The sequence below is a fragment of the Pseudomaricurvus alcaniphilus genome, from assembly GCF_011440395.1.
Taxonomy (GTDB): domain Bacteria; phylum Pseudomonadota; class Gammaproteobacteria; order Pseudomonadales; family Cellvibrionaceae; genus Pseudomaricurvus; species Pseudomaricurvus alcaniphilus.
Genome location: NZ_JAAOIX010000003.1, coordinates 106,681 through 132,131 on the forward strand (window position 1 = coordinate 106,681; position 25,451 = coordinate 132,131).

Here is a 25,451-nt window from a genome sequence, read left to right on the forward strand (position 1 = left end):
TTAATGGATAATTTAATCGGACTCTGGCAGGACTCGGGCCTGTATTTGATGGCACCGGGCCAACTGGTGATGATTGTCGTTGGCTTGTTGCTATTGTATCTGGCCATCAACAAAAACTTTGAGCCACTGCTGCTGGTGCCCATCGGTTTCGGTGGCATCCTGGCCAATATCCCGGGAGCGGACCTGGCTTTGTCGGCAACCGAGGCGGCCATCAGCAGCGCTAATCCCGAGGTGCTGTCGGCACTGGCCCAGGCCATGGGGCTGGAAGTGTGGGAGACCGCCAAGGACATCAAGTACGCCTTTGAGCACCTCAACGCGGCCGAACACGGCGTGATAGCCAACCTGGTGGCTGACATGGGGTTCAACAACGGCATGCTGTACAACTTCTACTCGGTGGCAATCGCCTCCGGTGTGGCGCCATTAGTGATTTTTATGGGTGTTGGGGCCATGACCGATTTCGGCCCCCTGCTGGCGAACCCCAAGACCCTGTTTCTCGGCGCTGCGGCCCAGTTTGGTATCTTTGCCACGGTGCTGGGAGCCGTGGGCATGAGTTACCTGGGCTGGATGGATTTCAGTGTCGCCGACGCCGCCGCGATCGGCATTATCGGTGGTGCCGATGGCCCCACTGCGATTTATGTGTCCTCCCTGTTAGCGCCGGAATTACTGGGTGCGATCGCCGTCGCCGCCTATTCCTATATGGCACTGGTACCCCTGATTCAGCCGCCGATTATGCGCGCCCTCACCACGGCGGAAGAGCGCAAGATCGTTATGACCCAGTTGCGGACCGTTTCGCGGCGGGAAAAAATTACCTTTCCCGTGGTGGTGCTGATTCTGGTGGCCCTGTTCCTGCCCTCGGCGGCGCCACTGTTGGGCATGTTTTGTTTCGGTAACCTGATGAAGGAATGTGGTGTGGTGGATCGTCTTAGCGACACCGCGCAGCACGCCCTGATCAATATCACCACCATATTCCTCGGGCTATCGGTGGGCTCGAAGCTGGCGGCGGACAAATTCCTGGATCCCAAGACAATGGGTATCCTGGCGCTCGGTATCGTAGCCTTCGGTATTGGTACCGCTATGGGGGTATTGATGGCGAAGCTGATGAACAAGTTCAGCAAGCAGCAGCTAAACCCGTTGATCGGTTCCGCCGGGGTTTCCGCAGTGCCTATGGCGGCGCGGGTATCCAACAAGCTCGGTCTGGAGGCAAACCCGCACAACTTCCTGTTGATGCACGCCATGGGGCCGAACGTGGCCGGGGTTATCGGCTCGGCAGTTGCGGCCGGCGTGATGATTTCCATGGTGCAGGGCATGGGCGGTTAATGGCGGACTGCTGCTAACGAGTACAGCCAGTGATTGCGCCAGCAAAGCTGGCTGCCGAGGTGGACGATCTGCACAAAAAAGCCCTGCCAGCGATGGTGGGGCTTTTTTGTCGCTTGCCGCCTGGTTTGCCACAATAGGACAGGATACTCTCGTGCATACTTCTGACTTGGCCAGCGAATGGGCCCTGCTGCAAAATCAATTTGACAGTTATGAAAAATATTCACTGCTGATCAAGCTGCTGGCTATTGTGCTCACGGCGGCGACCTTTCTCGCCGGACAGCTGGGAGGCTGGCTGCTTTTGCTGTTGCTTATACTGTGGGTGCAGGATGCAATCTGGAAAACCTTCCAGTCGCGTATCGATGCGCGCTTGCTGGTGGTTGAGAATTTGCTCTCCAACAAGCCGCAATTGCACGGCGGAGACAGCCACGCCTGGCAGTTCAACAGCCAATATCAGCAAAATCGACCTTCCTTTGCGGGCCTGCTGCGGGCCTATGCCCGCCAGGCATTGCGACCGACGGTAGCCTTTCCTCACGTGCCCCTGCTACTGGGTGTGGCGTTGTTCCTGCTGCAATAGGCGCGAGCCGAAATAATTGGCAAAACACAGTGCCCGGTGCTATCCATCAGGCGCTGTGAGTGAGACTATTGAAGGGCAGCTGTTGACGAGTTAACTCTATGCGCTGCCGCAAGCCAATGCGCTGGGGGAACCTTCCAGCCGGGGTGCATACGAACCAGGAGGCAATATGCGGCGTTACAAGATTTTGCATCGGACCTATTACAACTTTCCCGAGGTTGTGCAGTTACAGCCTCATACCCTGTTGTTGCGCCCCCGGGAAGGCCACGAGCTGCGCATTGAGTCTTCCAACCTGGATATCAGCCCCAAAGCCACTCTGCGCTGGCGGCGCGACGTCGAGGATAACTCGGTGGCGGTGGCCAGTTTTAGCGAGCCGACCAACCAGCTGAAGATAGAGAGCGAAGTAATTATCCAGCATTACAACGAAGCGCCACTGGATTTTCTGGTCGCCGATTACGCCCGGGATTACCCCTTTGCCTATCAGGCAGAAGATCGCTTTGTGCTGGCGCCTTATTTGGCGATTGCCACGCAGCCGGCGGTCGATACCCTCAAGCCATGGCTGGCAGGGGTTTGGCAGGCGGGTGAGAAAATTGAAACCTACTCGCTGTTGCAGCGCCTCAACAAGACCATCAACCAGTCCCTGACTTATCAGTTGCGGGAGGAGCCCGGGGTGCAGGCGCCGGAGGAAACTCTCGCGCTCGGCAGCGGCTCCTGTCGCGACTCCGCCTATTTGTTTATGGAGGCGGCCCGACGGCTGGGGCTGGCGGCACGCTTCGTCAGTGGATACCTGCACACCCCGCCGTCGGCCACCGATTTTGGCTCGACCCACGCCTGGGCCGAAGTGCTGCTGCCGGGCGCAGGCTGGAAAGGCTTTGACCCCACCATCGGCGAGATGGTGGGGGCCGACCATATTCCCATTGCCGTCGCGCGCTCACCGCAATCGGTGCCGCCAGTGGCGGGTGCCTATGTTGGTGCACCCGGCGCCAGCCTGGATGTGGGGGTCTGGGTAACCGAACTGAAATAGGCTGGCGCGCCGGCGGCCCGCTGCAGGGGAGGGGGCTGATATCAATAATATTTATTTTTCTGTGTGTTAATATTCGCTAACTAAATGCCGAACCCGCCTCGTGCAGGCAGCGGCAACTGCAGCGAGTGGACTATGCGGCTTGATAAAATTGATTTGAACCTGTTTGTTGTCTTCGATGCCATCTACAAGGAGCGCAGCGTGACCAAGGTGGCGTTGCTGCTCAATTTGACCCAGCCAGCGGTCAGTAATGCCCTCAGCCGTTTGCGCCAGACCTTCGACGACCCACTGTTTGTGCGTACCCCCGGGGGTATGGCGCCGACACCTGTGGCGGAGAGTATTGCCAGCGATGTGCGCCAGGCCCTGGCGCTATTACAGCGCAGCGTCGGGGCCAACGCCCGGTTCGACCCGGCCACCTCCGATAAAGTCTTTCGCCTGAGTATGATGGGGCTGGCTGAATCCCTGCTGCTGCCCCGTATTTTGGAAAAGATAAAACCGCTGGCTCCAGCGGTCTCCATCACCAGTTATTACTCCGAGCGCGAGAGCGCCGCCGAGGAGTTGAAGGCCGGTGCCATCGATCTATTGCTCGATGCCCCGCTGGTAAACGCCAAGGAACTGGGCGGCTGTCACTTGGCGCAACTGCCCTATGTGGTGGCCATGCGCCAGGGCCACCCCCTCGCCGGCAGGCCCCTGCAAGTGGCGGATTATTTGGCGGCCGAGCATGTGCATGTGTCCAGCCGGCGCAAGGGCCGCGGGCAAATGGACATCGCCCTGCACAAACTGGGATATAACCGGCGGGTGGTAATGCGGGTGCAGAACTATCTGGTGGCTGCGCGGATCGTGGCGGAAACTGACTTGCTGTGGACGGTGCCCAAGGTGCTGGTGGACAGCTTGCCGCTGCAGAGTTCAGCGTTGCCGTTTGCCGCGGAAATGCTCTACTGGAATCTGTTCTGGCACAAGGGTGCTGACAACGATCCCTCCATCCAGTGGATGAAGGGCGTCATCGAGGCGGTGGTCGAGGAACTGGTTGGCTGACGGCCCAGTCGATAAACCTGGTCGGATTTATTCCAGCTCTGCGGTGGCCAGCGCCATGATATTTGCGGCGCCATCCTTGAGCGCTGCCAGATAGCCCAGGTTGCGAGGCAATACCTGGGTTGCGTAAAACCGGGCAGTGGCGATCTTGCGCCGATAGAACGGGTCCTGGCTGGATTGGTCGAGGTAGCCCTGGGCAATGACTGCAGAGCGAGTCAGGAGCACAGCGCCCATGGTGTTCGCAAACAGCATCATAAAGTTATAGGCCACCGCGCCGGCATCCTCAGGGTGCTTTAAAACCCAGGCCAATGCCTCTTCACACTGGCGGATGGCGGCTGCAGTCTGGTGCTGCAGTTCCTGCAGCCCTTTCCCGGCACCGGCGCTTAGCTGCTGCATTTCACTGATTAAACGCTGCACTTCCTTGCCGCCATCGCGCAGGCATTTGCGGCCGATAAAATCCAGCGCCTGGATGCCGTTAGTGCCTTCGTAGATGGGTAAAATCCTGGCGTCGCGAAAATGCTGGGCCGCACCAGTCTCCTCGATAAAGCCCATGCCGCCATGCACCTGCACCCCGAGGGAGGTCACTTCCATGCCCATCTCCGTGCACCAGCCCTTGACCAGCGGGGTCATGACATCGAGGATGCCGGTATTGGCCTGGCGAATTTGCTCATCGGGATGGCGAAAGCTGCGATCTTCAGCGGCGATGGCATAAAAGGACATGGCGCGACCGGCCTCGGTCAGGGCCCGCATCTGCATCAGCATGCGGCGCACATCCGGGTGGTCGACGATTTTGGCCGGCTCGCTGGCACCGGGGGTAGTCCCCTGGACCCGGTCTTTGGCGTAGGCGAGGGCTTGCTGGAAGGCGCGCTCACTGATAGATACGCCCTGTTGGCCGACCGCCAGCCGGGCTTCATTCATCATGGCGAACATATACACCAGACCCTGGTTTTCCTCGCCCACCAGATAGCCTGTGGCGCCGCCGTTGTCGCCGTATTGCAACACACAAGTGGGGCTGGCGTGGATACCCAGCTTGTGTTCCACCGCTACGGTCTTGAGGTCGTTGCGGGGCCCCGGCGTGCCATCCTCGTTGAGCAGGAACTTGGGCACAATAAACATGGAGATGCCGCGGGTACCCTCCGGTGCGTCCGGGGTGCGGGCCAGCACCAGGTGAATGATGTTGTCGGTCAGTTCATGGTCGCCCCAGGTGATAAAGATTTTTTGGCCGCTGATCAGGTAGTGGTCGCCCTCGGGGATGGCGCGGGTCTTGATTGCACCGAGATCGGTGCCGGCCTGGGGTTCGGTCAGGTTCATGGTGCCCGACCATTTGCCGGTGACCAGGTTGTGCAGGTAGGTGTCTTTTTGCTGCTCGCTGCCATACAGTCCCAGCGCGTGGATAACGCCGTGAGTCAACAGCGGCATCAAACTAAAGCCCATATTGGCGCTCTGCAGCATCTCGCTGATGGCCACGCCCACCAGGTTGGGAAAACCCGATCCGCCATAGCGGGGGTCGGCGTTGAGGCTGATCCAGCCGGACTCCGCCAGTTGCTGGCTGATACCATCCAGCGCCGGCGGTGGCACCACTGTGCCATTGTGCAGCTTGCTGCCCTGTTGATCGGCACTGCGGTTGGTGGGGGCAATCACCTGTTCAAAGAAGCGGGCCGCCTCGGGAATAATGGTTTCGACGATATCGGTGGTGGCCTCTTCAAAGCCGGGCATTTGGCAGTGAGCGTCGTAGTCGAGCAGGTCTTTGAGCAGGAACAGGAATTCCTGTTCAGGTGCTTTATAGTTGTTCATACAGCTACTCCGTAGGTAAAAACAGGCAGTAATATATACTGCGGTTCGACAACGATGGTTTTGTTTCTTCTCCAACGGCCAGTGCGGGGAACCGGGTGCTGCCCCGGCAGATAGCCTATCTGCTGGTTCCGACCATGGGTGGCGGGGTGCGAGAGGCGTATAGCCGGATAACCCGATGGCCAAATAATCAGTATGAGGGCTGGCCGCCCGCCGGGCAATCCACAGCGAGGTCAAATAACATTGAAATCGAGTCAGTCAACCGGGTGAGGTAGTAGCCAATGAACGAATTGACCAGCCATCGGATCCACTGCCCCTACTGCGGCGAAGCCATTACTGTGCTGGTGGATTGCTCGGTGGATGAGCAACACTACATTGAAGATTGCCAGGTGTGCTGCCGGCCAATCAACTTTGATGTCAGTGTCGACCCGGACGGCGACGCCAGTGTGGTGGTTAGTCATGAAAATGAGTAGCTGAGTGGGTGAATGGCGCCCGGCGGCCGAGCGCGGCGGATATGGGGCCGGAGGTGTAAATGGGGGCAGCGTGTAATGGCACTTGCTAAAGTTGCGAACAACCCGGCTAGCCATTCCCGCGCAGGCGGCCATCCAGGGGTTCAGGAGCTGGCGTTATAGGGATCCCGAGCCGCTGGATCCCCGCCTGCGCGGAGATGACGGTCTAAAGTAAGTGCCCGACCCGGTCGGAGTGAAATGGCGTCGGAAATGGAAAGTATCCGTCAGTTATCTGGCGCTTGTTCCGCCTCACGCAGGCGCTCCTGGCGAGCCTGTTCTTCTTCCAGAATGGATTTTATCTCCAGCAGTACACCATCCACATCGGCCGCCTCAGTATTTTCCTCGCAGGTGCCGGTGAGCTCGATATCCGGGTGCAATTCACCGGCCTCATACAGGGCCCAGATCTCGCTGGCGTAGCGGCTCTCCTTGAGTTCCGGCGCAAACTCGCTGTAGTACTTGGTAACCTTGTTGACATCCCGTTCCAGCATTGCGCGGGCGTTGTTATTGGCCGCTGCGTCCACCGCCTGGGGCAGGTCGATAATTACCGGCCCGTAGTCATCCACCAGAATATTGAATTCTGACAGGTCACCGTGGACCAGGCCGGCGCAGAGCATGCGCACGATATCCTGCATCACCGTGGCGTGATCTTCCAGCGCCTGCTCGGCTGACATGCTGACCTCACTCAGGCGCGGAGCGACGTCGCCCTCGCTGTCGGTGACCAGTTCCATCAGCAGCACGCCGTCGACACAGGCGTGGGGTTTGGGAACCCGCACTCCGGCGGCAGCGAGCTTGTAAAGTGCATCCACCTCCGCGTTGTGCCAGGTTTCTTCCTGCTGGCGGCGGCCAAATTTGGAGCCCTTTTCCATGGCCCGGGCGCGACGGCTGTTGCGGGTCTTGCGCCCCTCCTGGTAGAGCGCGGCTTTCTTGAAACTGCGTTTGCTGGCTTCCTTGTAGACTTTGGCGCAGCGAATCTCCGCATGGCAGCGCACCACGAAGACGTCGGCTTCCTTGCCGCTCATCAAGCGGCTGATAACTTCGTCAATGAGACCCTCGTCGAGCAAGGGCTGGAGTCTTTTTGGGATTTTCATGGCGTCTTTGTACAGTATTTGCCCGCTTAATGGAACTGAATCTGCTGCGACGGGGCTGCTGCTCGCCGCTGTGGGGTTCTACCCGGCCCGATTATAAATTGCCGCAAGCCCGGTGGTCGCTGCCGCTGGCATTACTTCTTGAGGTATTGCTTCCTGAAGTGAACAAAAGAAAGCCCCGGCGCCGCTATGAGCTGAGTCAGGGCTATAAAGCCGTAGCTTCTCTACACCTCGTGGGCATCTTTCAGGCGCCTGGAGACCTCGTAAGCGGCGTAGCTGTCGCCTTGCTGGGGACGCTCACCCTTGCCCATGCGAATTTCCAGGATGCTCTCAACGTGGCTGCGGCCGCCGTTGTAGCCGGCGTTGTCGCCAAGGTTGATGCCCATGCTGTAGCGGGTGCCGGGGCGAGTGTAAGTGGTGCAGCCGAGCAGACCGCAGTCGCGCACCACTTCCTGCTGGCGGCTGGCACTGAAGCTGCTGAAGCTGTTGCCACTGAAGCTGCTGCCGCTGTGATGAGTGCGATTGCGCTCGCTTATTTGCTCGCGGTCGACCACCACGAACCAGTCGTAACCCTCCAGCAGGGTCAGTTCGGCGGCGCGCAACAAGGCCATATCCATGGCCTCGGCGGTGTCATTACCGCGGGCCTTGTAGTGGACGCGATAGCGGTCAGTGCTGATGGCGCTCTCCTTGTAACCGAAGCCGGAGCCCTGGGCTCGTTGGTAGGGGTGAGTGCTGCTGCAGGCGGCCAGGCTGACGGTCAGTAGAGCGAAGATAAGGGTTGCAGTTTTCATAGTGAGTTTCCTTGGCTGGTTCGAGTTCATTGTTGCTAGAACAAGTTTCTAACATCAGGGTTGCTGGTTTGGGAGCTCAGTGGCTGGCCATTGCTGCCGGCGTTCCACCGAATTCCCCTGCTGTTAATGGGTTAACGGGTGGCGGAGGCGTTTATTCCAGGAAAAATGAATTATTTTTGCGATTGCGCCGTTGGCTGCTTCCCACGGGAAGAAATGGCCCAGGTGAGCCTGCCGGAACGAGGATGGCGGCGGCGCTGAGCAGCACTGCCTGGGGTGCTGGCCCTCTGCAGTACCGCTGGCGGTAGCTGTGGCAGTGCGGAGATGCCGGAGGTGGGAGGTGATTGAGGGCTAAAAGTGACAGGCTTACAACGAAATGCCCCCGGGGAGTGTGGCACCCCCGGGGGCGTTAACAATGGCGGGGCGCGCTACACCCCGTGGGCGGCTTTCAAGCGCTTGGAAACTTCGTAGGCGTCGTAGCTATCGCCTTCTTCCGGGCGCACACCTTTGCCCAGGCGGATCTCCAGGACGCTTTCGGTTTCGTTGCGACCGCTGCCGTCGCCAACGCTGACCCCCACGTCATACCGGGTGCTGGGGCGAGTGCGAGTAGTGCAGCCGAGCAGGCCGCAGTCGCGCACCACTTCCTGCTGGCGGCTGGCGCCGATACTGCTGCCGGTGTGATGATCGCGGTTGTGCTCAGTCATTTGCTCGCGGTTGACGACCACAAACCAGTCGTAGCCCTGCAGCAGGGTCAGTTCAGCAGCGCGCAGCAGGGCCATGTCCATGGCTTCGGCGGTGTCATTACCGCGAGCCTTGTAGTGGACGCGGTAGCGGTCTGCGCTGAGGGCGGTCTCCTTGTAGCCGTAGCCGGAACCCTGCGCCTGCTTGTAGGGGTGAGTGCTGCTGCAGGCAGCCAGGGTGAGGGTCAGTAGCGCAAATACGAAAGTTGCAGATTTCATGGTGAGACTCCATTAAGGGATTAATTTTTTGTACAGTTGCGGTTATAGGTGGTGATTCACAGACCGGGGTTCAAGGTACGGGCTGCCATTGACTGGCGATGGCCGCGGCTTCCCCGTCGGCATCCAGTGGCCCGCTGGCAATCATGTCGTCCAGTAACTGCTCCAGCACATTGTGTGCGGTTGCTGTCTGGTAACTATCCGCTGTGGTCAAGGGTTGTACCGGGACCGAGTTGCGCAACTGCCAGCCGTCGGCATCGCGACAGGCAATACCCTGTGCGGCGCTGCCGCCCCCGGCACGATAGAATTGACGACAGTATTCGCCGTCGTGGTTGACGAAGCTCAACTGCGGCAATACCTCGCTGCCGTCCGCCAACTGCTGGCGAATACCGCTGCGACCGGTCTCCAGACTGGCAGCCACTTGCTCCCAACTGCCATCCGCGGCGCCGTTCTCGCCGCGCTCGATGTTGATAACCAGACCGATGGCGAGGGCAACGGCGGCGGCTGCGGCCATGGGTCGTTGCAGGGCTCGGCTCGCTCTTCGCCAGAGCGGCAACGCGATGATCTGGGCGGTGGCCCCGGTCGGTGCTGCTGGGGAAAGTGCCAGCTCGGGTATGGGCAGCTGTTCGATGGGGGCGTAGGTATCTCGCACCAACTGGTCGACCATGGCCAGTTCGGCCAGGTGGTCGGCCAGGTGTTCATCTTCTGCCAGGGCACTCCGAACCTGTTCCATCTCGGCTTCTGCTAATTCGGCATCGAGAAATGCACTCAGCATGGTATCGGTAATGTTCATGCGTTTACTCCGGTGGCGTTTAAATTCAGAATCTTGCTGAGGGCGGCGCGGGCGCGAGATAAACGGCTCATGACGGTGCCAGCGGGGATGTCCAGGGTGCTCGCCACCTCCTTGTAGGACAGCCCCTCCAGTGCGACCAGTGATAGAATAGAGCGCTGGTCGTCCGGCAGTTGGCGCATGGCGGCATCGACCTGGCGAATGGTGATCTCGCCGCAGATGGCCCGCTCACCGTCCACTATCTGGCTCTCTTGCAGCTCCGGGTCGGCGGCCGCGTTGAGGCGCACCTTGCGCGAACGGTATTCATCCACCCAGAGGTTGCGGCAGATGCGAAACATCCATTTGGCCAGTTCCACACCCTCAGGGGCCGGACTCCTCAGGACCCGCTCGACGGTGCTTTGCAGCAGGTCGTCAGCATCGTGGGTCGAGCCGGTCAGGGAGTAAGCGAAGCGGCGCACAGCCGGCGCTAACTTTACGATTTCTTCTTGCATAACACTGAATTCCCTTGGTTTTACAGGGTTGACGGTTGGGGCAGGAATATATTCCAGGACAAATGAAATTTTTTTGCGGTTGATCCGTTGATCTTTATATTGATACTGAAAAGCGGAGGCGCAGGTTACCATGAAGATATTGGCAATAACGGTACTATTACTGATTTTTACCCGGCTGCCGGCCCAGGCGCAATTGCTTGGTGGCGGCCTGCTGGATGGTGGCCGGTTACCCACCGGTGGCATCGACGGCAGTTTGCAGCGCGCCCGAAAAGAGGCGGAAAAGAGCACCGCCGCGGCCCGCGATGAGGTCGCCAAACAACAGTTGCCGGCAGCGGAGCTGGCCGCCGACTCCGAAGCTGGAGCGCTGGCCGATACCGCCGGTGAGCTCGCCGCCGGTGTGCAAGAACGCCTGGATAAGGTGTTGTCGGCGCGGCCGATAGCGGACCTGCAGGGCAAGGTGGCATTGACTGAAGTCCGGTTGGCCAACGGCTGGCGCGCGGTCGAGCGGGAGTGGTTACTGCTGGTGGATCCAGACCAATGGCAGGGGTTACAACTGGCCGGGGTGGAAGTGCTGGAGCTGCAGCGTATCGATTCGCTGGGCCTGGCCGTGGCCAGGCTGCGGGTCAGTCCAACGATTGACTCCCTGGCGGAGCTGGAGCAACGCCTGCCGGCCGCTGTTGTTGCCCGGCTGGGGCGCAATCACGTCTATGCCACCCAGGCGTCCACTGGCGCAAGCGCCCCTGTAAACAATCCCGTAAACACGCCCGTAAGCATGCCCGTAAATACCGCCGCGGCCGCAGCCAATGATGGCAGCCTGTGCGCGGAGCCGCTGGAATTGGGCATGATCGATACCGCAGTGAATCTGCAGCATCCGGCGCTGGCGGGGGCACAGGTTGAGCAGCGGGCCTTTTTGCCGGAGTCTATGGGCCAGCCCCAGGCCCACGGCACTGCCGTGGCGGGATTGCTGGCTGGCAGCAGTGCCGAGTTGCAGCCGCTGTTGCCCGCGGTGCGACTAAAGGCCGCTTCGGTATTTTATTCCCGCGATGCCTATGAGCAGGGCGCGACACTGATGCACCTGGTGCAAGCCCTCGGTTGGCTGGCGCAACAGCGGCTGCAAGTCATTAACATGAGCCTGGCGGGGCCGCCCAATGTAATCCTGCAGCGCACCGTGGAATCCCTGGCTGAGCGCAATATTACCCTGGTCGCGGCGGTGGGCAATCAGGGGCCGGCGGCTCCGCCCTTGTATCCGGCGGCTTATCCCGCGGTGGTCGGGGTAACCGCGGTGGACGGGGAACAGCGTATCTATCGCTGGGCCAACCGCGGCGACCAGGTGGACTTTGCAGCCCCGGGGGTTTCCATCGTTACCGCGCGCAGTGACGGTGGCATCGGGCGCGAGTCCGGCACGTCCATGGCGACACCAGTGGTCGCCGCGCACCTGGCCTGTGCGCTCAGTGCGGCGGGGGGCGAGCTGAGTCGGGCAATGGCTGTGCTGCGAGGGCGGGCAACCGATCTGGGCGAGCCGGGCCGCGACTCTGTATTTGGTTACGGCTTGCTGCCGCGCTGACGGCGGCTGGTCAGGCCTCTGCAGTAAAAAAGTGATAGGTGTTCTTGCCGGCGTTTTTCGAGCGATACAGGGCACTGTCGGCAGACTTGATCAGGTCCGCCTGGGTAACACCGTTGGCCGGGTAGGTGCTGATGCCGATGCTGACCCCAACTTCAATGGTATGGCCACAGATGTTTTTAGTCGCTTGCACCTTTTCCAGAATCCTGCTGGCCAGGCCTTCGATACCGTCAAAGTCTTCCATGGTGGTGAGTATGATCATAAATTCATCACCGCCAAAGCGCCCGACCACGTCGGATTCACGCACAGTACTGGTCAGGTCCTTGGCGACACTTTGCAGCAGTGCATCACCTGCCGGGTGTCCGTAACTGTCATTGACCTCTTTGAAGCCGTCGAGGTCCAGGGCCATCAAGGCAAACTCGCGGTTGTTCCTCTGCGCCACCTTGATCGTATCGGCCAGGCACTGGTTGAGGTAGTTGCGGTTGGCCAGGCCGGTCAGTGTGTCGGTGGTGGCCAGCCGCTCGATCTCCAGTTCCCGCAGTTTGCGCGGTGAAATATCGGTGTGGGTGCCGGTCATCCGCCAGGGCAGGTTTTCGGAGTGCCACTCGATGACTTTGCCACGGTCCATCACCCAGACCCAATGGCCATCCTTGTGGCGCATGCGATATTCGCATTCGTAATACTTGCTCGACCCGCTAAAAGCGCGGTTGATGGCCAGCCGGAATGAGGCGTTGTCATCCGGGTGGCAGAGTTGGGTCCAGGATTTGATGGTCAGCGGTTTCAGCTCGTTCAAGTCGTAGCCGATAATCTCGGCCCAACGGGAATTGATAAATATTTCACCGGTATCGATGATCCACTCCCAGGTTCCGACGTCGGTGGCCCGAACAATTTCAGACAATTTTTTGTGGCCTAACTCCAGTTGCCGGGCGGTCACCCGCAGCTGGCGCTCGTAGTTGTTGCGTTCCGTTACGTCGACGATTACGGAATAGGTGAACGTCTTTTTATTGATCAGGATCAGGCCGTTATGTACCTCTACATCGTGAACGCGGCCGTTGGCGGTGCGATGTTTAACTCGCAAAAATTCCCGCCCCTCCTGCGCCGCGGCCAGTCGCTCCTGCTCGAGTTCCGCCTCGTCATTGACGACGATATTGGCCATTCGCAACTGCTTGAATGACTCCAGGTCGTAGCCATAGTAGCGGCAGGCTGCGGGGTTGGCGTTGACAACCCGGCCATCGTCGGGATCGACCATGATTTTAATGGCGGTGTTCTGCTGGAACATCTGCCGATAGATATTTTCCTGCTCCACCAGCAGGTGGGCCATTTCGGCCTCCTTGCGCTGGGTAATGTCCTGAGAAATGCCGATGATACTGGCCACTTCGCCATGCTTGTCGAGGACGGCATTACCCTGTTGGTATAGGACTTTCTCCTCGCCGCTGGCAGTAACCAGGCGGTGTTCCAGCTGGTAACTGCGGCCACCGCCTCTGCACCGCTGCAAGGCCTCGGTTACCTTGTCGCGGTCGTCCGGATGTACCAGTGCCCAGAACTGTTTGCGGTCAAGCTGGTCACTGTTGGGGTCGACCTCCATAATTCGGTATGTCTCCCTGGAGCACCAGAAGTCGTCGTCGGCGAGGTCCCATTGCCAGTGGCCAATATGGGCAATTTTCTCGGCTTCATTGAACAGGCGATTGGTTTCATTAAGCTCTCGGGTGCGATGCTCAACTTCACGTTCCACTTCTGTGGTGTGGCCGGTGACAATGATCATAAACCAGCTCAGGATCGCGGCCAGGATTAGCGCTGCCAGAATAAGGATGTGCACTCCCCAGGGCTGGTAAATAAACACCGAATGGCTGCCCTGGACCAGCAGCCAATGGTAGTTGCCGATGGTGATGGGCGCTGCGCGGCGCAGGGGAAAGGTGCTGGCCTCGGTAAAAGCATGACTGGCAACTGTGCCGCGCCGGGCGCCGCCGCGGTAAAACATTATCTGCTTGCTCGCCTCGGCGGCGGGGTCGATAAGTGCCAGCTCACTCTGGGGCAGTGGCCCGGCACGAAAAGCGCTGTTGGCAAGATTGCCTACTTTCATAATGGCGGTGGCGAAACCGGACAGGTTTGCATCGCCCCCTTGCCCCGGCTCTGTGAATACAGGTAAGTAGATCAGCACCGCGGCCTGGTCTCCCTGTTCCTGTACCAAGGTGATGGGCTTGGTCACCGCTGGCGCGCGCTGGGCGATTGCCCGCTCCAAAGCCTGCCGCCTGGAGGGGTGGGACCAGGTATCGAACCCCAGTGCCCGGATATTGGGTGCCAACGGCTCCACAAAGCTGACCACGGCATGGCGCGCCGCCGGAATAAGCGGCCGGCGACTGTCGTCAGGGCCCTGTTGGTAGGTGTCGAAATCAATCTGCCAGTCACGGTAGAGCTGCTGCATATGGCGGTTGAAGCTAGCCAGTTCTGTTCCCGGGAGTACCGTGTTCCAGGACAGACCGTGCAACCAGGACTCGTTGGCGAGGTTGGCCTGGCTGTAAGCCCGGAATTTCTCCGGCGTCAGCTGGTCGGTAGCGGCGATAAAGCCCGCCAGGCCATGCAGGATACTGATGGCGGCGTCGACTCGAGTTTGCAGCGATTGCGCCAGCAGGTTGGTGTGGTTGTTGAACTCATCGGCCTGGCGAGTCATTTCTATGCGGGTAATGGTGTAACAAAAGCCTGCCGTGATAATGACAATGCAGAGCATGGATGCCAGCAGCTGGCTGCGTTTGGGCAGACGCACGCTGGACAATTTTGGCAGCCAAGGTAACAGCCAGGGGATTGCAACCAATACGCCGACAGAGTCTCCCAGCCACCAGTTAAACCAGTTCCAGGCAAAGTCGGTCACGGGCATGACAGCAAACAGCACCAGGGCGCCGCAACTGAGGGTGGAGTTGACCAGGCAGGCGAGAGGGCCGCCCACCGCGATAAAGCGCAGCACCATTTCGACGCGGTGAAACTTGAATGGAAAGCCCACTGCCTGGCGGCAAAGATATGCACCAACATGTGCCTGCAACGCTGCTCCGGCCGCAATTGTGGCCGGCAAGATAAATTGTTGCAGCAGGTTGCCGGCAGCGCTGGAGATATAGAGGTTGACCAGCAGCGAGCCCAGAAATACACCGGGCAGCGCGGTTCTGCCCCAGAGCAGCGTGGCCCCAAGTGCGACGCCCGAGGCAGGCCAAAACACGGTGGCATAGCCCGGGGGAATGGCCAGCAGTTGGCCCACCATACCCAGCGCAAAGTAGCTTAACGCAACCGCTGCGGTGATCACTACGGGGGAGGTTGCGATCATTGGTTTAGGTACTGGCAATTGGTGTTGATGGTGTTTGCCGTATGATCCCAGCTTGCTGACCTGTTCGAAGACCTGTCGCTGTGCTCAAAAAAAGCCTTCATTGGCCGGGGTTCCTGAACTGAAAGGCGCAATCTGGCGAGCAGGTCGCGATATCTAGCCTTAATACTAGCCAAGCCCAAAAGGTCGCGCAAAGTCGCCTTTGTAAATATCGCTAAAGTTGGCGTTTATATCATTGTGGTTGGCCATATTTGCAACTCTGGCGGCAATTTCGTCGCAATTTCCTGTCCGTATTTTTATCGCAATTGTGGCGCTTGTTGCTGTTGCGGCTGTTATTGCAGGTGCTGTTATTGCAAGTACTGCAGCTGCAATAATCGCTGGCGGCTGTGCTCGGCCAGCTCGGTGGCTCCCTGCAGTGACAGCCACAGCCACTCCAGCAGGCGTACCACCGGCCGAAACTGTTCGATGGCGTGCAGGTCGGAGTCAGGTCCGTAGTGCTGGCTTAACAGTTGCAGGTCGCGCTGATCCAGTTGGCCAAACTCAGCCAGCGAGGCGAGATCAAACCAGGGGGAGTTGATGGCTGCGTATTCCCAGTCGAGCAGCACCAGGGTCGAGTCATGCAGCAGCATATTGCCGGGGTTGAGGTCGTTGTGGCAGAGGCACCGGTCCGGGTAGCTGCGCAAAACCTCGTCCAGCTGGTCGCGCCAGGCACGATAAAAATCGTGGTGCCGCTGTGGCTGGCCCAGTTGGGTCCAGTAAACGTCGCAGTGTTGGAGCAGATCAAAATCGGCCAGGCCCGCTGGTGGCGGCAGGTTATGCAGTTCGCGCAGACCGGTGGCGATGGTGCGTAACTGGCCGGGAGGTGTCCACTGGGGTGCCTCGATATAGGCGCTAACCAGCAGCAGTGAGTTTTGAAACACGACTTGTGGCGCGAGGCCCTTGGCCCAGCGCATTAGTGCCACTTCCTGGTGGACTGGCATGGCCAGCTGTCGGTTGTGACTGTTTTCGACCCGCACCACAAAATAGTCGGTGCTGCCGCGGCTGGAGAGGCCGGAAACCAGGAAACTGCTGTGGCTGCTGCCGCCGCTCAGGGCGTGCACCAGTTCCGGCCGGGTCACCAGGTCGGCGTCCCAATTGACCCAGCTGGATAAAATATCGGCCTCTAGCTCAGCCATAGGCAGGCAGGTTGTGGCGCTGGTAGTGTTTTAACCAGCTGACAAAACCAAATACACAGATTACCAAATAGGCGACAAACAGGAGTGCGGTCAGGTAGAGGCCGCGGTCGAGATACAGGTAGATTGACAGGCCGTCGATAACCAGCCAGTAAATCCAGTTTTCAAGGATTTTCTTGGTCACCATATAGGTGGTGAGTACCGCCCCCCAGGTGGTAAACGAATCGAGGAAGGGCAGGGCGGCGCTGCTGTGGTTTTGCAACAGGTAACCGCTGCACAGGCTAATCAGCAGCACAGCAGTGACGGCGATCCCGTGCTTGCGCAGGGGCCATGTGGAAATGCCCGACTCGTTGCTGGCAGCGCTGGCCACGAGCCGGTATTTCCACTGGTACCAACCGTAAACGGCCATGGCCAGGTAGTACACCTGCAGGGCGGATTCCATCAGCAGACTGACGTCCCAGAACAGGAACAGGTAGATGCCGGTGCTGATAAGCGCCGCATACCAGCAGAGAATGTTCTCGCGCATGGCCAGCAGCAAATAGGCAATGGCCAACACGACCGCGACCAACTCCCAGCCCGACATGGCCTGCCAGGCGGTTTGCAACGCGTCCTGCCAGGCGGACATTTAGAGCGCCTCGTAACCGGGCAGGAACTTGACCACGAAGGCTGCCTTGCCGAGGGTGTCGTGGCTCCATTTCATGGTGTCGCCGAGGAGTTGCATCAGCTCGTCGTAGTCGCCGGTGAGAACGGTGCAGGTGGGAAATGTCTCTCGCTTGACACTGGTGTTGTGCGCCAGTTCGTCGATAAATGCCCGGATGCGCGGGCGGTAGTCTTCCTGCAGCGGGTACATGGTGATTTCAGCACTCAGTTTCATAGTGACCTCAGAAGTTGTAGGTGGCGGTTAGGCCGCAGGTGCGCGGGTCGCCCAGTTGGGTGTAGGCCTGGTCGTCTTCGTAGAATTCGCGCGGGTCGTTGGCAAAGTAGAAGCCGCGCACGGTGTAGTCCTTGTCGGTGAGGTTGCGCCCCCACAGCCGCAGGACCAGATCGCCCAGGGTGTAGGTGATGCTGGCGTGCAGCAGGGCGTAGGACTTGGACTGCTGGTCGTGGCTGTCGGAGTAATAAAAACTGTCGCGACCGTCGAGCTCGATGCGCGCCGCGAGCGCGGAGTTGAGCTGCAGATCGGCTCCAATGTTGAACTGGTAATGGGGCGCGTGCGCCTGGTCGCGGCCGGTTTGGTTGATCAGGGTGTCGCCGTCGAGAATAAAGAAGTCCTCGATTTCAGTGTCCAGCCAACCGATGGCGGCGAACAGGTTGAGCGTATCGATGGGTTGGAAACCGGCTTGCAATTCCAGGCCGCGATTGGTGCCGGCAGCGCCGTTGTCGGTGTAGCCCACAAACAGTGGCCCTTCGTTGTACCAGCCCTTGAGCTGCACGTGGTCGCGCTCCATATGGAAGGCCGCCAGGCGCAGTTGCAAGCGATCCTGCAGGTAATCGCCCTTGAGGCCGACTTCGAAGTTGTGGGCGACTTCGGTGTCAAATACCAGGCGACTGTTGAGAAAGCCAATTACAGCCGGGTCAAAGTTGTTTTGTTCCGCCTTGCCGAGGGCGTCGCCATTGACACCGCCGGTTTTGAATCCCCGAGAGACCAATCCGTAAATCATAGTGTTATCGTCGGCCTGGAATTCCAGGCTGATTTCGCCGCCCCAGAGGGTTTCATCGGGGCTGGCGCTGACACCGCGCAGGTCGTCGTAGTCACTGCTGAAATCTTCGACCCGGATCCCGGTGCTAAGGGTCAAGCGCTCGCTTAAAGGGGCAGCCAGTTCGCCGTACCAGGCGATGCGAGTGCTGTCGTACTGGCTGGCAAAGGTAGTGGGGCTGCCCAGGTCCCAGTCGAAGAATTCCCGTCGCAGATCTTCGCGCTGGTCGATGGCGTAGAGGCCGGTGACCCATTCCAGCTGACCAAACAATTTGCCGTCTTCAGTAGAGATCAGGCGCAGGTCGAATTGCAGCGAATCGCGCTCGCGAAAGTAGGTGTCGGTGCTGGAATACCACCAGTCGAAGCCCCAGTCGTCAGAATCGCAGGCTAAACCCTCGCAAATTTCAGTATTGGTCCAATCCTCGTCGTAGCCGTACTCGACTTCGGTCTGTTCCACCGCCAGGGTGGCATCAACCCGGAAACGGGCGTTGGCGTTCCAGTCGGCGTGCAGTGCCAAGGCATGGGTCTGCTGGGTGTCGACGCCCGGCTGGTCGGACAGGGTGTGGCGGTTGTTGTCGAGGGAGAAGGCATCGTAGCCGTTGTCGACATCGATCAGGGTCAGGGTGGTGTCGAGGGTCAGTCGATCGCTGGCCTGCCACAGCAACTTGCCGCGCAGGGTGAGTTCGTCGCGGTCATTGGTATCGTCGCGGCCGAGATAATCGTTTTCGATAAAGCCGTCGCTGCGGTATTGCTGCACGGCCAGGCGGCCGAGCAGGTCTTGCGCCAGTGGGCCACTCAGCACTGCTGAAGCGACGTAGCTGTCGTAGTTGCCCACGCCGGCACTGACGGACCCCTCGAATTCCTCGGTGGGCTCGTTGGAGCGGATATTGATCATACCCGCCAACGCGTTAGCGCCAAAACGGGTCCCCTGGGGCCCGCGCAGGACTTCCACCTGCTGCACGTCGAGCAGGGTACCGGCGTTGCCCAGGCCGCTGAAGTTGACACCGTCGATCATCAGGCCCACGGAGGGGTTGATGGGATCCACGAACTGGCTGCGCTCACCGATGCCGCGCACCTGGTAGAAGCGACCGCGGGAAGCGCCGGCGGCAAAATTGACATTGGGGGCCAGGTTGAGCAGTTCTTCCAGGTGGCGGGCGTCGCGGGCGATCACCTCGGCGCCGCCGATTACGGTGATGCTGCTGGCAAACTCGGTGTCGGGCACGTCGCGGAAATCGGCTGTGACATTGACAATGGGCAGGGGTTCAGCGGCAAAGGCGCAACTGCAAGCGGCCAGCGCCAGCAGGGCGGGGAAGGTGTGTTTCACGATTGGTCTCCAATTATCATAGAGACCCGGATGCGTGCGTATTAGTAAGGGTGAATACATGGTGCTTTATGTATTTTCCTATCCCTACGCCGGTATTATCCGGATCAGGTTCAAAGGGTCTGCGGCGCGTGCCGCATCTCAGGTGCATTACCCCCCCTTAGGACAGGTCGCCATTCTATGCCCTTCAGCCCCAAGCCTCAATAGAGGGCGGTTGGAATTCGTCGCCAACACTGGCAAGCTTGGGGTGCAGGCAACAACATGGCCGCATCCGGCCCGAGCCATATCCTATTCGAACACATGGAGTAAAATGCACAACCACAAGCACAACCCCAGGCACAATCACAACCAGTCTGAGTCAGAGCAAACCGCAATCGAGCAGGGGCTGGAAAAAATCCTCTCGCCGTTCCAGCAATTTATCAAAAATCAAACTACCAGTAGCCTGGTGCTGATCCTGGCCACCGTGGTTGCGCTGGTGATCGCCAATTCCGGACTCGCATCTCACTACCACGCCTGGCAGCACCTGCCTCTGGGCATAGTTGTGGGTGACTGGTCGCTGGTGATGGGCAGCAAGCACTGGATCAACGATGGTCTGATGACGATTTTCTTCTTCCTGTTGGGGCTGGAAATCAAGCGCGAAATGCTGGTGGGAGAAATCAAACAGGTGCAGGTGTTGGTGCCGGTAATGGCGGCTGCATTGGGGGGGATGCTGGTGCCGGCCGGGATTTATTACGGGTTTAATGCGGGCACCGCCTATGTCCAGGGGTGGGGCATACCCATGGCCACGGATACGGCTTTTGCTATTGGTGTGCTGGCGTTTCTGGGGCGTCGCATCCCGGCGACCGCATTCACCTTTCTGGTCGCCCTCGCCATAATTGATGACCTGGGTGCGATCCTGGTGATAGCACTGTTTTACTCGGATTCTATCAATCTGCTGAATCTGTGGGTTGGTGCGGGGCTGCTGCTACTGCTGATCCTGCTCAATGTCATTGGCGTGCGCAATCCCTGGGTGTACCTGGGAGTTGGAACCCTGCTCTGGGGGGCGATGCTGGGCTCCGGGATTCACGCCACGGTGGCCGGCATCCTGATCGCTGCGACCGTGCCGGCGCGGCCAAAGCGCAAGCCGGGCTGGTTCCTGCAACGGGTCACTGAGTTGGTGAGCAAGTTTGAGCGCCTCGAGCGCCGCAAGGACGGTCCGGGGCCAATGCTGGCCGAGGCCGAGCAGCATGCGGTGTTGGAATCCATGCAGGCGGCGGCGGAGAAAGCCACCACCCCGTTGCGGCGTTGGGAGCGTGTGCTGGAGTATCCGGTGGCGCTGCTGGTGTTACCCATTTTTGCCTTTGCCAACGCCGGTATCGAATTGCACCTGGACGCACTGCAGGAGTCGCAGATCAACTCTGTTGCGTTGGGGGTGGTGCTCGGCCTGGTGCTGGGCAAAGGAGTGGGGATCCCCCTGTTTACCTGGGTGGCGCTGCGTTTGGGACTCGGTCAGCTGCCGGCAGGCTTGCAGATGAGCCATGTGGTGGGACTGGGATTGCTCGGCGGTATCGGCTTCACCATGTCGATGTTTATCAGCAGCATGGGCTTCGAGGAAATGCCGGCGGCGCTAAATACGGCCAAGCTGGGCATTTTGGTGGCGTCCCTGTTGGCCGGATTGGCCGGCTACTTTTGGTTGCGTCGCTGCGGGCAAAAGCTCGCCTAGACGCCACGCCGGTTGGGCGCCAGCGGCTGCAGTTGCCGTGGCGCCGGGTGCCCGGCGCTCTTTTCGCGGTGGCAATGGTCTGCGGGAGACTTTTGGCGCAAGTCGGCCGCTAGCTGGCTGCCTTTGGATTGTCGGTCTCTGTGCTATTAGTCTCAGTGCTATCGGTGCTTGTGCTCTCGATAGGTGTGCTTGCGGTCACAGTATTCTCAGCCCAGCAAAAACTTAGTCGCTTCTTGTCCAGGTCGATACTCTCCAGTTTGACTGTCACCGGTTGGTTCAGCGTGTAGGTGATACTCTCCCGGGTCATTGTCATGCGCAGTTCGTCGAACTTGTGCTGCTTGGGGTCGAGTTTTACAAAACCGGTTATGCCCCAGTCGTCGAGCTTGACCATGACTCCCTGGGAGGTGACGCGAAAAATGTGGCCGGCCAGCGCCTTGTCCTGGTGCTGCTGCATAAAGAGACAGTAGAGCCACTGTTCCAGGTCGCGACTGGCCATGCGGGTGGAGCCGATACGGCTCTGCATGTCGACCAGGTCTTCCGCCGTGAGTGCGGGCGGCTTGGTGCCGGCCAGTATGGCGCGAATGGCGCGATGGTTGTGCAGGTCGTTGTAGCGGCGAATCGGGGAGGTGACCGTGGCGTAATGGTGCATGCCCAGGCCGAGATGGGGCCGGGGTTCCAGGCTCAATTGGCCGGCCTGCAGCATAAGCCGGAAAGCGGCCAGCAGGGTGGCGGCATCCGGCCGCGCCTGCAGCGCCCGAATTAACTCCAGGTAGCCGTCCAGTTGGGACGGGTCGATGCTGGCCAGTTCAGGGTAGTCCGCTTCCAGGGTGGTCTTGATGGCGGCAAGCTTTTCTGGCCGGAAGCCGGCGTGGGTGGAGAATATGCCTGAGTTGGGGTGTTTGACGAACAGTTCGCCCGCGCTGCGGTTGGTGGCCAGCATGGCCTCTTCCACTATCTGCTGGGCGCTATTGCGCGACTGCCGCAGGATTTCTGCAATGTGCAGGTCGGCATCGACGACAATGTCATAATCGTCGCGCTCCTCCATCAGTAGCATATGCTGCCGGCGGAATCCGTTGAGGGCGCTGCTGCAGGCTGCAAGGCATTGCAGCAGGGGCTGGCAGTCTGGGGGGCAGGCCTCATTTTGTTGTTGGTCTAGGTAAGCCGCCACCTGTTGATAGCTGAGCTTATGGCGGGATTTGATCAGCCCAAACTCGAATTGATAGTGTTCGATGGCGCCGCTGTGGCTGACGTCCATATGACATAACAGCACCGGCCGCGGCACTTCGGCCAGCAGGGAAAAAGTATCGTGCGACAGCGCTTCGGGCAGCATGGTGAGGGCGCCGCCGGGCAGGTAAGCGGTGTTGGCGCGCTCGCGGGCGGCCCGGTCAATGGGGCTGTTGGCGGCGATGCTGGCACTGGGGTCGGCCACCGCCACGGTTAAGCGCCAGCCCGACTCGGTCTCTGCAGCGTGCAGGGCATCGTCCATGTCCAGGGTGCTGGCGGAATCGATGGTGACAAATGGCAGGTCGAGTAAATCGCGGCGCTGCTGGTCGCCGGTGAGCCCGGTTGGTGGCGTGTGGGCCAGGGTGTCAGTCAGTTGCTGAACCTCTTTGGGCCAGTGGCAGGGCAGATCGTGCTTGAGGCAGGTGATCTTGTGCTCGATGCCGGGGGTGGAGGGTTTGCCAAGGATTTCCAGGATTTTCGCCTGGCCCTTGCCGTCGGCAAATGGATGGCGAGTGAGTTTGCAGAGCAGGTAATCGCCCGCTCCAGCCTTGCCGCGAGCTTTGGGGGGAATAAACACCCAGCGATTTAATTGCGGCATATCCACCGCGACAAAATGCCCTTTGCCCCGCACGACATATTGGCCCACCAGTTTTTGGGTGGTGGATGAGAGCAATTTATCCAGTACCACTTCGATCTTGCTGCTGCCGTTGGCCACCTTTTTCTCGGTGACGCTGACCTCCACCCGGTCACCGGGCAATACGCGAGCCATCTCGGTGGGTGCCAGGAATGCCTCCCTGCCATCGTCCAGGGTGACGAAGCCAAAGCGCCCCTGACTGCCCCTGACCGTACCGTTAAACAGGTTTTTGTCAGCGCGAATGTCTTGTTTCAATTGTGAGAGTTGCTGCAGGGCGTTGGGATCAAGCATGGAGAGTCGCTGTTCTTCGGTGAAGGTGGGTTGAATGACTGGGGTGAGCCGCGGTTTTGCGGCGCAATCATAGCAAAATAAAAGCGGCTTTGGGGATTAACTGGTGAGAATGACGGCGCTGCCGGCATTAAATGGGAATTGCAACGGGTAACCACAGGGTGAGGCTATTGTTTGCTCTCCGGGTTGTTGTCAATGCTGTTATCTGTGCTGCTATCGCTCGGTGAACTGGCCTGGATAAAAGCGTAATAATCTTCCACCAGGGTGCGTTCGGCCCGGCGTTCGGTGCGCTTGCGGCGCTTGCGGTGATAGAGGTCCAGCGGAATATCCCGGCAGGGATCGCTGTCATAACGTCGGTCTGTTCCCTTGCGACGGTTTACAAAGGTTTTGCCCTTGTCCATAAATCTCCTGAAGCTGCAGTTTGTTGCCGGGGTCGCCGCGGTTGGCTCACTGCCAGTGCCGAGCGAATATTTTAACTCTAGCCCAGGGTTTGGCTTTTTCCATTAGGGTGTTGATTGCGACGCCATATTTTGTTTTTTGCGGCTGGTGCCCGGAAACGGAGTATTGCTGCGAGGCCCAGGCGCTGTTCACGGGTTATAATGGCGTCCTGAAAATGTCATACAACGGTTGGTATTATGGAAACGCAAGCAACTATCACGAACAAATTGACCGAGGCCCTGGCGCCTGACCATCTCGAGGTCATAAATGAGAGCCATATGCACAATGTGCCGGCCGGTTCGGAGTCCCACTTTAAAGTTATTCTGGTGAGCCCGAAATTTGCCCAAGTGACCCGGGTCAAGCGCCACCAGATGGTCTATCAGGTGCTCAGTGAGGAGTTGGCCGGCGGGGTTCACGCGCTGGCCTTGCACACCTATGCACCCGCGGAGTGGGCTGCGGCAGCCGGGGCGCCGGATTCGCCCCGCTGCCTGGGCGGATCGAAAGCCTGAGTGATTGATTTTTTAAGGCTTGGCGGTGTGCAAAAAATGAGCGATCCGGTACAATGCGCGCCTTCGGGCTAGCCTGTTCGGGCTCGGCTCGTGCAGTTGCTGCGGCCGGCTGCGCTGGTCAACCGGTCCCTGCAGGTAAGCCCTGCAGAACCAGCCCCGCAGAACATACTCTGTAAAAAAACCTGTAATCCAAGTCCGGTGAAAGAATAGGTCCATATGAATGCTTGATAGAAAGAATAAGGTCGTGGTTGCCGCGCTCTACAAGTTCGTCAGCCTGCCCGATTACGAAGCCTTGCGCGAGCCGCTATTGGAGTGGTGTCGAGCGGCGGGAGTCAAAGGCACCCTGTTGCTGGCCAGTGAGGGTATCAACGGCACGGTAGCGGGCAGTCGCGCGGCCATCGATGGGCTGCTGGACTATTTGCGCCGCGACCCGCGTTTGGCTGATTTGAGTCACAAGGAATCCCTGCACGAGGAGGTGCCTTTCTACCGCATGAAGGTCAAGTTGAAGCGGGAGATAGTGACTATGGGTGTGGAGGGTATAGACCCCGCGCAGGTAGTGGGTACCTATGTGGAGCCGGCCGCCTGGAATTCGCTGATATCTGATCCCGACGTGGTGGTAGTTGATACCCGCAACGACTACGAGGTGGAATTGGGCAGTTTTGAGGGGGCCGTCAACCCGAAAACCGGGTCTTTTCGCGAGTTTCCCGCTTATGTGGCCGAGCACCTGGACCCGGCCAAGCACAAGAAGGTGGCCATGTTTTGCACCGGTGGCATTCGCTGTGAGAAGTCGACCGCCTACCTCAGGGAGCAGGGGTTTGAGGAGGTTTACCACCTCAAGGGGGGCATCCTGAAATACCTGGAAGAGGTGCCGAAGGAAAACAGCCTCTGGCGGGGTGAGTGCTTTGTATTTGATAACCGGGTCAGTGTTGACCACGACCTGGAGCGAGGCAGCTACGATCTCTGTCACGGTTGCCGGGAGCCTGTCTCTGGGCAGGATAAGTTGAGCGACAAGTATGTCGAGGGCATCACCTGCCCGCGCTGCTATGACCGGCAAACGGACGAGCAGCGGGCGCGATTTGCGGAGCGGCAAAAGCAAATGTTGTTGGCCCGGCAGCGGCAGCAGGTGCACATCGGTGCGCCACCGCCACAGCGGCAGCAGCGTCAAAAACCCTGAGCCGCTGCTGACGAAGTCGCTGGGGCCGCGGTGTTCTGGCGGCGCGGCCCGGGAGCAGGCTGCAAACGAGTGAA

Annotated in this window: 22 protein-coding genes and 1 riboswitch; of the genes, 9 read left to right on the forward strand and 13 right to left on the reverse strand. The window is 59.5% G+C overall.

Annotation, left to right across the window (positions count from 1 at the left end):
• Window positions 1-3 precede the first annotated feature (3 nt).
• The 4 genes from G8764_RS08855 (at window position 4) to G8764_RS08870 (ending at window position 3,944) form a co-directional block, all read left to right on the forward strand.
• Window positions 4-1,317, forward strand: coding sequence for a sodium ion-translocating decarboxylase subunit beta (locus G8764_RS08855; RefSeq protein ID WP_166164265.1), 1,314 nt, complete (start codon window positions 4-6; stop codon window positions 1,315-1,317).
• Between the two features lie 151 nt (window positions 1,318-1,468).
• Window positions 1,469-1,891, forward strand: coding sequence for a hypothetical protein (locus G8764_RS08860; RefSeq protein ID WP_166164266.1), 423 nt, complete (start codon window positions 1,469-1,471; stop codon window positions 1,889-1,891).
• Window positions 1,892-2,057: 166 nt separating this feature from the next.
• Window positions 2,058-2,912 (forward strand): transglutaminase family protein, encoded by an 855-nt coding sequence (locus tag G8764_RS08865; RefSeq protein ID WP_166164267.1) that lies wholly within the window; start codon window positions 2,058-2,060, stop codon window positions 2,910-2,912.
• Between the two features lie 132 nt (window positions 2,913-3,044).
• Window positions 3,045-3,944 carry a LysR family transcriptional regulator gene (locus G8764_RS08870; RefSeq protein WP_166164268.1) on the forward strand — a complete coding sequence of 300 codons (900 nt, stop codon included), beginning with the start codon at window positions 3,045-3,047 and terminating at the stop codon, window positions 3,942-3,944.
• Between the two features lie 27 nt (window positions 3,945-3,971).
• Here the strand turns inward: G8764_RS08870 and G8764_RS08875 are convergent, their stop codons facing one another.
• Window positions 3,972-5,735, reverse strand: a complete 1,764-nt coding sequence (locus G8764_RS08875; RefSeq protein WP_166164269.1) for an acyl-CoA dehydrogenase family protein — start codon at window positions 5,733-5,735, stop codon at window positions 3,972-3,974.
• A gap of 278 nt (window positions 5,736-6,013) precedes the next feature.
• Here G8764_RS08875 and G8764_RS08880 point away from each other — a divergent pair, with 278 nt between their 5' ends.
• A complete protein-coding gene (locus G8764_RS08880; protein ID WP_166164270.1) occupies window positions 6,014-6,205 on the forward strand; it encodes a CPXCG motif-containing cysteine-rich protein in 192 nt (63 codons plus the stop codon).
• Between the two features lie 260 nt (window positions 6,206-6,465).
• On the opposite strand, the gene G8764_RS08885 is transcribed toward G8764_RS08880, so the two are convergent.
• From G8764_RS08885 to G8764_RS08905, 5 genes are all read right to left on the reverse strand, one after another.
• A complete protein-coding gene (locus G8764_RS08885; protein WP_166164271.1) occupies window positions 6,466-7,329 on the reverse strand; it encodes a PA4780 family RIO1-like protein kinase in 864 nt (287 codons plus the stop codon).
• A 221-nt stretch (window positions 7,330-7,550) separates the two neighbouring features.
• The gene (locus G8764_RS08890) at window positions 7,551-8,117 is read right to left on the reverse strand and encodes a CC0125/CC1285 family lipoprotein (RefSeq protein WP_166164272.1); all 567 of its coding nucleotides are present in this window, start codon (window positions 8,115-8,117) and stop codon (window positions 7,551-7,553) included.
• Window positions 8,118-8,542: 425 nt separating this feature from the next.
• Window positions 8,543-9,073, reverse strand: coding sequence for a CC0125/CC1285 family lipoprotein (locus tag G8764_RS08895; RefSeq protein ID WP_166164273.1), 531 nt, complete (start codon window positions 9,071-9,073; stop codon window positions 8,543-8,545).
• 70 nt (window positions 9,074-9,143) lie between these two features.
• Window positions 9,144-9,863, reverse strand: coding sequence for a hypothetical protein (locus tag G8764_RS08900; RefSeq protein WP_166164274.1), 720 nt, complete (start codon window positions 9,861-9,863; stop codon window positions 9,144-9,146).
• Complete coding sequence (locus tag G8764_RS08905) at window positions 9,860-10,351, reverse strand: RNA polymerase sigma factor (RefSeq protein ID WP_166164275.1); 492 nt, start codon at window positions 10,349-10,351, stop codon at window positions 9,860-9,862. Before G8764_RS08905 ends, G8764_RS08900 begins: the two co-directional genes overlap by 4 nt.
• A 130-nt stretch (window positions 10,352-10,481) precedes the next feature.
• On the opposite strand from G8764_RS08905, the gene G8764_RS08910 reads away from it, so the two are divergent.
• Window positions 10,482-11,915, forward strand: a complete 1,434-nt coding sequence (locus G8764_RS08910; protein WP_166164276.1) for a S8 family serine peptidase — start codon at window positions 10,482-10,484, stop codon at window positions 11,913-11,915.
• Between the two features lie 10 nt (window positions 11,916-11,925).
• Here the strand turns inward: G8764_RS08910 and G8764_RS08915 are convergent, their stop codons facing one another.
• The 5 genes from G8764_RS08915 to G8764_RS08935 form a co-directional block, all read right to left on the reverse strand.
• Window positions 11,926-15,222, reverse strand: coding sequence for a sensor domain-containing diguanylate cyclase (locus tag G8764_RS08915; RefSeq protein WP_166164277.1), 3,297 nt, complete (start codon window positions 15,220-15,222; stop codon window positions 11,926-11,928).
• A 344-nt stretch (window positions 15,223-15,566) separates the two neighbouring features.
• Window positions 15,567-16,394 (reverse strand): phosphotransferase, encoded by an 828-nt coding sequence (locus G8764_RS08920; protein ID WP_166164278.1) that lies wholly within the window; start codon window positions 16,392-16,394, stop codon window positions 15,567-15,569.
• Window positions 16,387-17,016: a nicotinamide riboside transporter PnuC gene (pnuC, locus tag G8764_RS08925; protein ID WP_166164279.1), complete on the reverse strand. Its 630-nt coding sequence runs from the start codon at window positions 17,014-17,016 to the stop codon at window positions 16,387-16,389. Before pnuC ends, G8764_RS08920 begins: the two co-directional genes overlap by 8 nt.
• Window positions 17,017-17,265 carry a hypothetical protein gene (locus G8764_RS08930; RefSeq protein WP_166164280.1) on the reverse strand — a complete coding sequence of 83 codons (249 nt, stop codon included), beginning with the start codon at window positions 17,263-17,265 and terminating at the stop codon, window positions 17,017-17,019.
• A 7-nt stretch (window positions 17,266-17,272) separates the two neighbouring features.
• Complete coding sequence (locus G8764_RS08935) at window positions 17,273-19,411, reverse strand: TonB-dependent receptor domain-containing protein (RefSeq protein ID WP_166164281.1); 2,139 nt, start codon at window positions 19,409-19,411, stop codon at window positions 17,273-17,275.
• Between the two features lie 64 nt (window positions 19,412-19,475).
• Window positions 19,476-19,579, reverse strand: a riboswitch (TPP riboswitch).
• Between the two features lie 139 nt (window positions 19,580-19,718).
• Between G8764_RS08935 and nhaA the strand changes: the two genes are divergently transcribed.
• Window positions 19,719-21,110: a Na+/H+ antiporter NhaA gene (nhaA, locus tag G8764_RS08940; protein WP_166164282.1), complete on the forward strand. Its 1,392-nt coding sequence runs from the start codon at window positions 19,719-19,721 to the stop codon at window positions 21,108-21,110.
• A gap of 109 nt (window positions 21,111-21,219) precedes the next feature.
• Here nhaA and G8764_RS08945 read toward each other — a convergent pair whose 3' ends face one another.
• Together G8764_RS08945 and G8764_RS08950 are read right to left on the reverse strand one after the other, a co-directional pair.
• A complete protein-coding gene (locus G8764_RS08945; protein WP_166164283.1) occupies window positions 21,220-23,259 on the reverse strand; it encodes a VacB/RNase II family 3'-5' exoribonuclease in 2,040 nt (679 codons plus the stop codon).
• Window positions 23,260-23,423: 164 nt separating this feature from the next.
• A complete protein-coding gene (locus G8764_RS08950; RefSeq protein WP_166164164.1) occupies window positions 23,424-23,657 on the reverse strand; it encodes a hypothetical protein in 234 nt (77 codons plus the stop codon).
• Window positions 23,658-23,891: 234 nt separating this feature from the next.
• Here G8764_RS08950 and G8764_RS08955 point away from each other — a divergent pair, with 234 nt between their 5' ends.
• Entirely contained in the window at window positions 23,892-24,203 is a 312-nt protein-coding gene (locus G8764_RS08955; protein ID WP_166164284.1) for a BolA family protein, read from the forward strand.
• Between the two features lie 220 nt (window positions 24,204-24,423).
• Window positions 24,424-25,377 carry an oxygen-dependent tRNA uridine(34) hydroxylase TrhO gene (trhO, locus tag G8764_RS08960; protein WP_166164285.1) on the forward strand — a complete coding sequence of 318 codons (954 nt, stop codon included), beginning with the start codon at window positions 24,424-24,426 and terminating at the stop codon, window positions 25,375-25,377.
• Window positions 25,378-25,451 lie beyond the last annotated feature (74 nt).

Excerpts from the sequence above, each read along its gene's own strand:
- G8764_RS08855 (WP_166164265.1), top strand. The coding sequence starts at position 4 with ATGGATAATTTAATCGGACTCTGGCAGGACTCGGGCCTGTATTTGATG.
- G8764_RS08865 (WP_166164267.1), top strand. The coding sequence starts at position 2,058 with ATGCGGCGTTACAAGATTTTGCATCGGACCTATTACAACTTTCCCGAG.
- G8764_RS08870 (WP_166164268.1), top strand. The coding sequence starts at position 3,045 with ATGCGGCTTGATAAAATTGATTTGAACCTGTTTGTTGTCTTCGATGCC.
- G8764_RS08875 (WP_166164269.1), bottom strand. The coding sequence starts at position 5,735 with ATGAACAACTATAAAGCACCTGAACAGGAATTCCTGTTCCTGCTCAAA.
- G8764_RS08880 (WP_166164270.1), top strand. The coding sequence starts at position 6,014 with ATGAACGAATTGACCAGCCATCGGATCCACTGCCCCTACTGCGGCGAA.
- G8764_RS08885 (WP_166164271.1), bottom strand. The coding sequence starts at position 7,329 with ATGAAAATCCCAAAAAGACTCCAGCCCTTGCTCGACGAGGGTCTCATT.
- G8764_RS08890 (WP_166164272.1), bottom strand. The coding sequence starts at position 8,117 with ATGAAAACTGCAACCCTTATCTTCGCTCTACTGACCGTCAGCCTGGCC.
- G8764_RS08895 (WP_166164273.1), bottom strand. The coding sequence starts at position 9,073 with ATGAAATCTGCAACTTTCGTATTTGCGCTACTGACCCTCACCCTGGCT.
- G8764_RS08900 (WP_166164274.1), bottom strand. The coding sequence starts at position 9,863 with ATGAACATTACCGATACCATGCTGAGTGCATTTCTCGATGCCGAATTA.
- G8764_RS08905 (WP_166164275.1), bottom strand. The coding sequence starts at position 10,351 with ATGCAAGAAGAAATCGTAAAGTTAGCGCCGGCTGTGCGCCGCTTCGCT.
- G8764_RS08910 (WP_166164276.1), top strand. The coding sequence starts at position 10,482 with ATGAAGATATTGGCAATAACGGTACTATTACTGATTTTTACCCGGCTG.
- G8764_RS08915 (WP_166164277.1), bottom strand. The coding sequence starts at position 15,222 with ATGATCGCAACCTCCCCCGTAGTGATCACCGCAGCGGTTGCGTTAAGC.
- G8764_RS08920 (WP_166164278.1), bottom strand. The coding sequence starts at position 16,394 with ATGGCTGAGCTAGAGGCCGATATTTTATCCAGCTGGGTCAATTGGGAC.
- pnuC (WP_166164279.1), bottom strand. The coding sequence starts at position 17,016 with ATGTCCGCCTGGCAGGACGCGTTGCAAACCGCCTGGCAGGCCATGTCG.
- G8764_RS08930 (WP_166164280.1), bottom strand. The coding sequence starts at position 17,265 with ATGAAACTGAGTGCTGAAATCACCATGTACCCGCTGCAGGAAGACTAC.
- nhaA (WP_166164282.1), top strand. The coding sequence starts at position 19,719 with ATGCACAACCACAAGCACAACCCCAGGCACAATCACAACCAGTCTGAG.
- G8764_RS08945 (WP_166164283.1), bottom strand. The coding sequence starts at position 23,259 with ATGCTTGATCCCAACGCCCTGCAGCAACTCTCACAATTGAAACAAGAC.
- G8764_RS08950 (WP_166164164.1), bottom strand. The coding sequence starts at position 23,657 with ATGGACAAGGGCAAAACCTTTGTAAACCGTCGCAAGGGAACAGACCGA.
- G8764_RS08955 (WP_166164284.1), top strand. The coding sequence starts at position 23,892 with ATGGAAACGCAAGCAACTATCACGAACAAATTGACCGAGGCCCTGGCG.
- trhO (WP_166164285.1), top strand. The coding sequence starts at position 24,424 with ATGCTTGATAGAAAGAATAAGGTCGTGGTTGCCGCGCTCTACAAGTTC.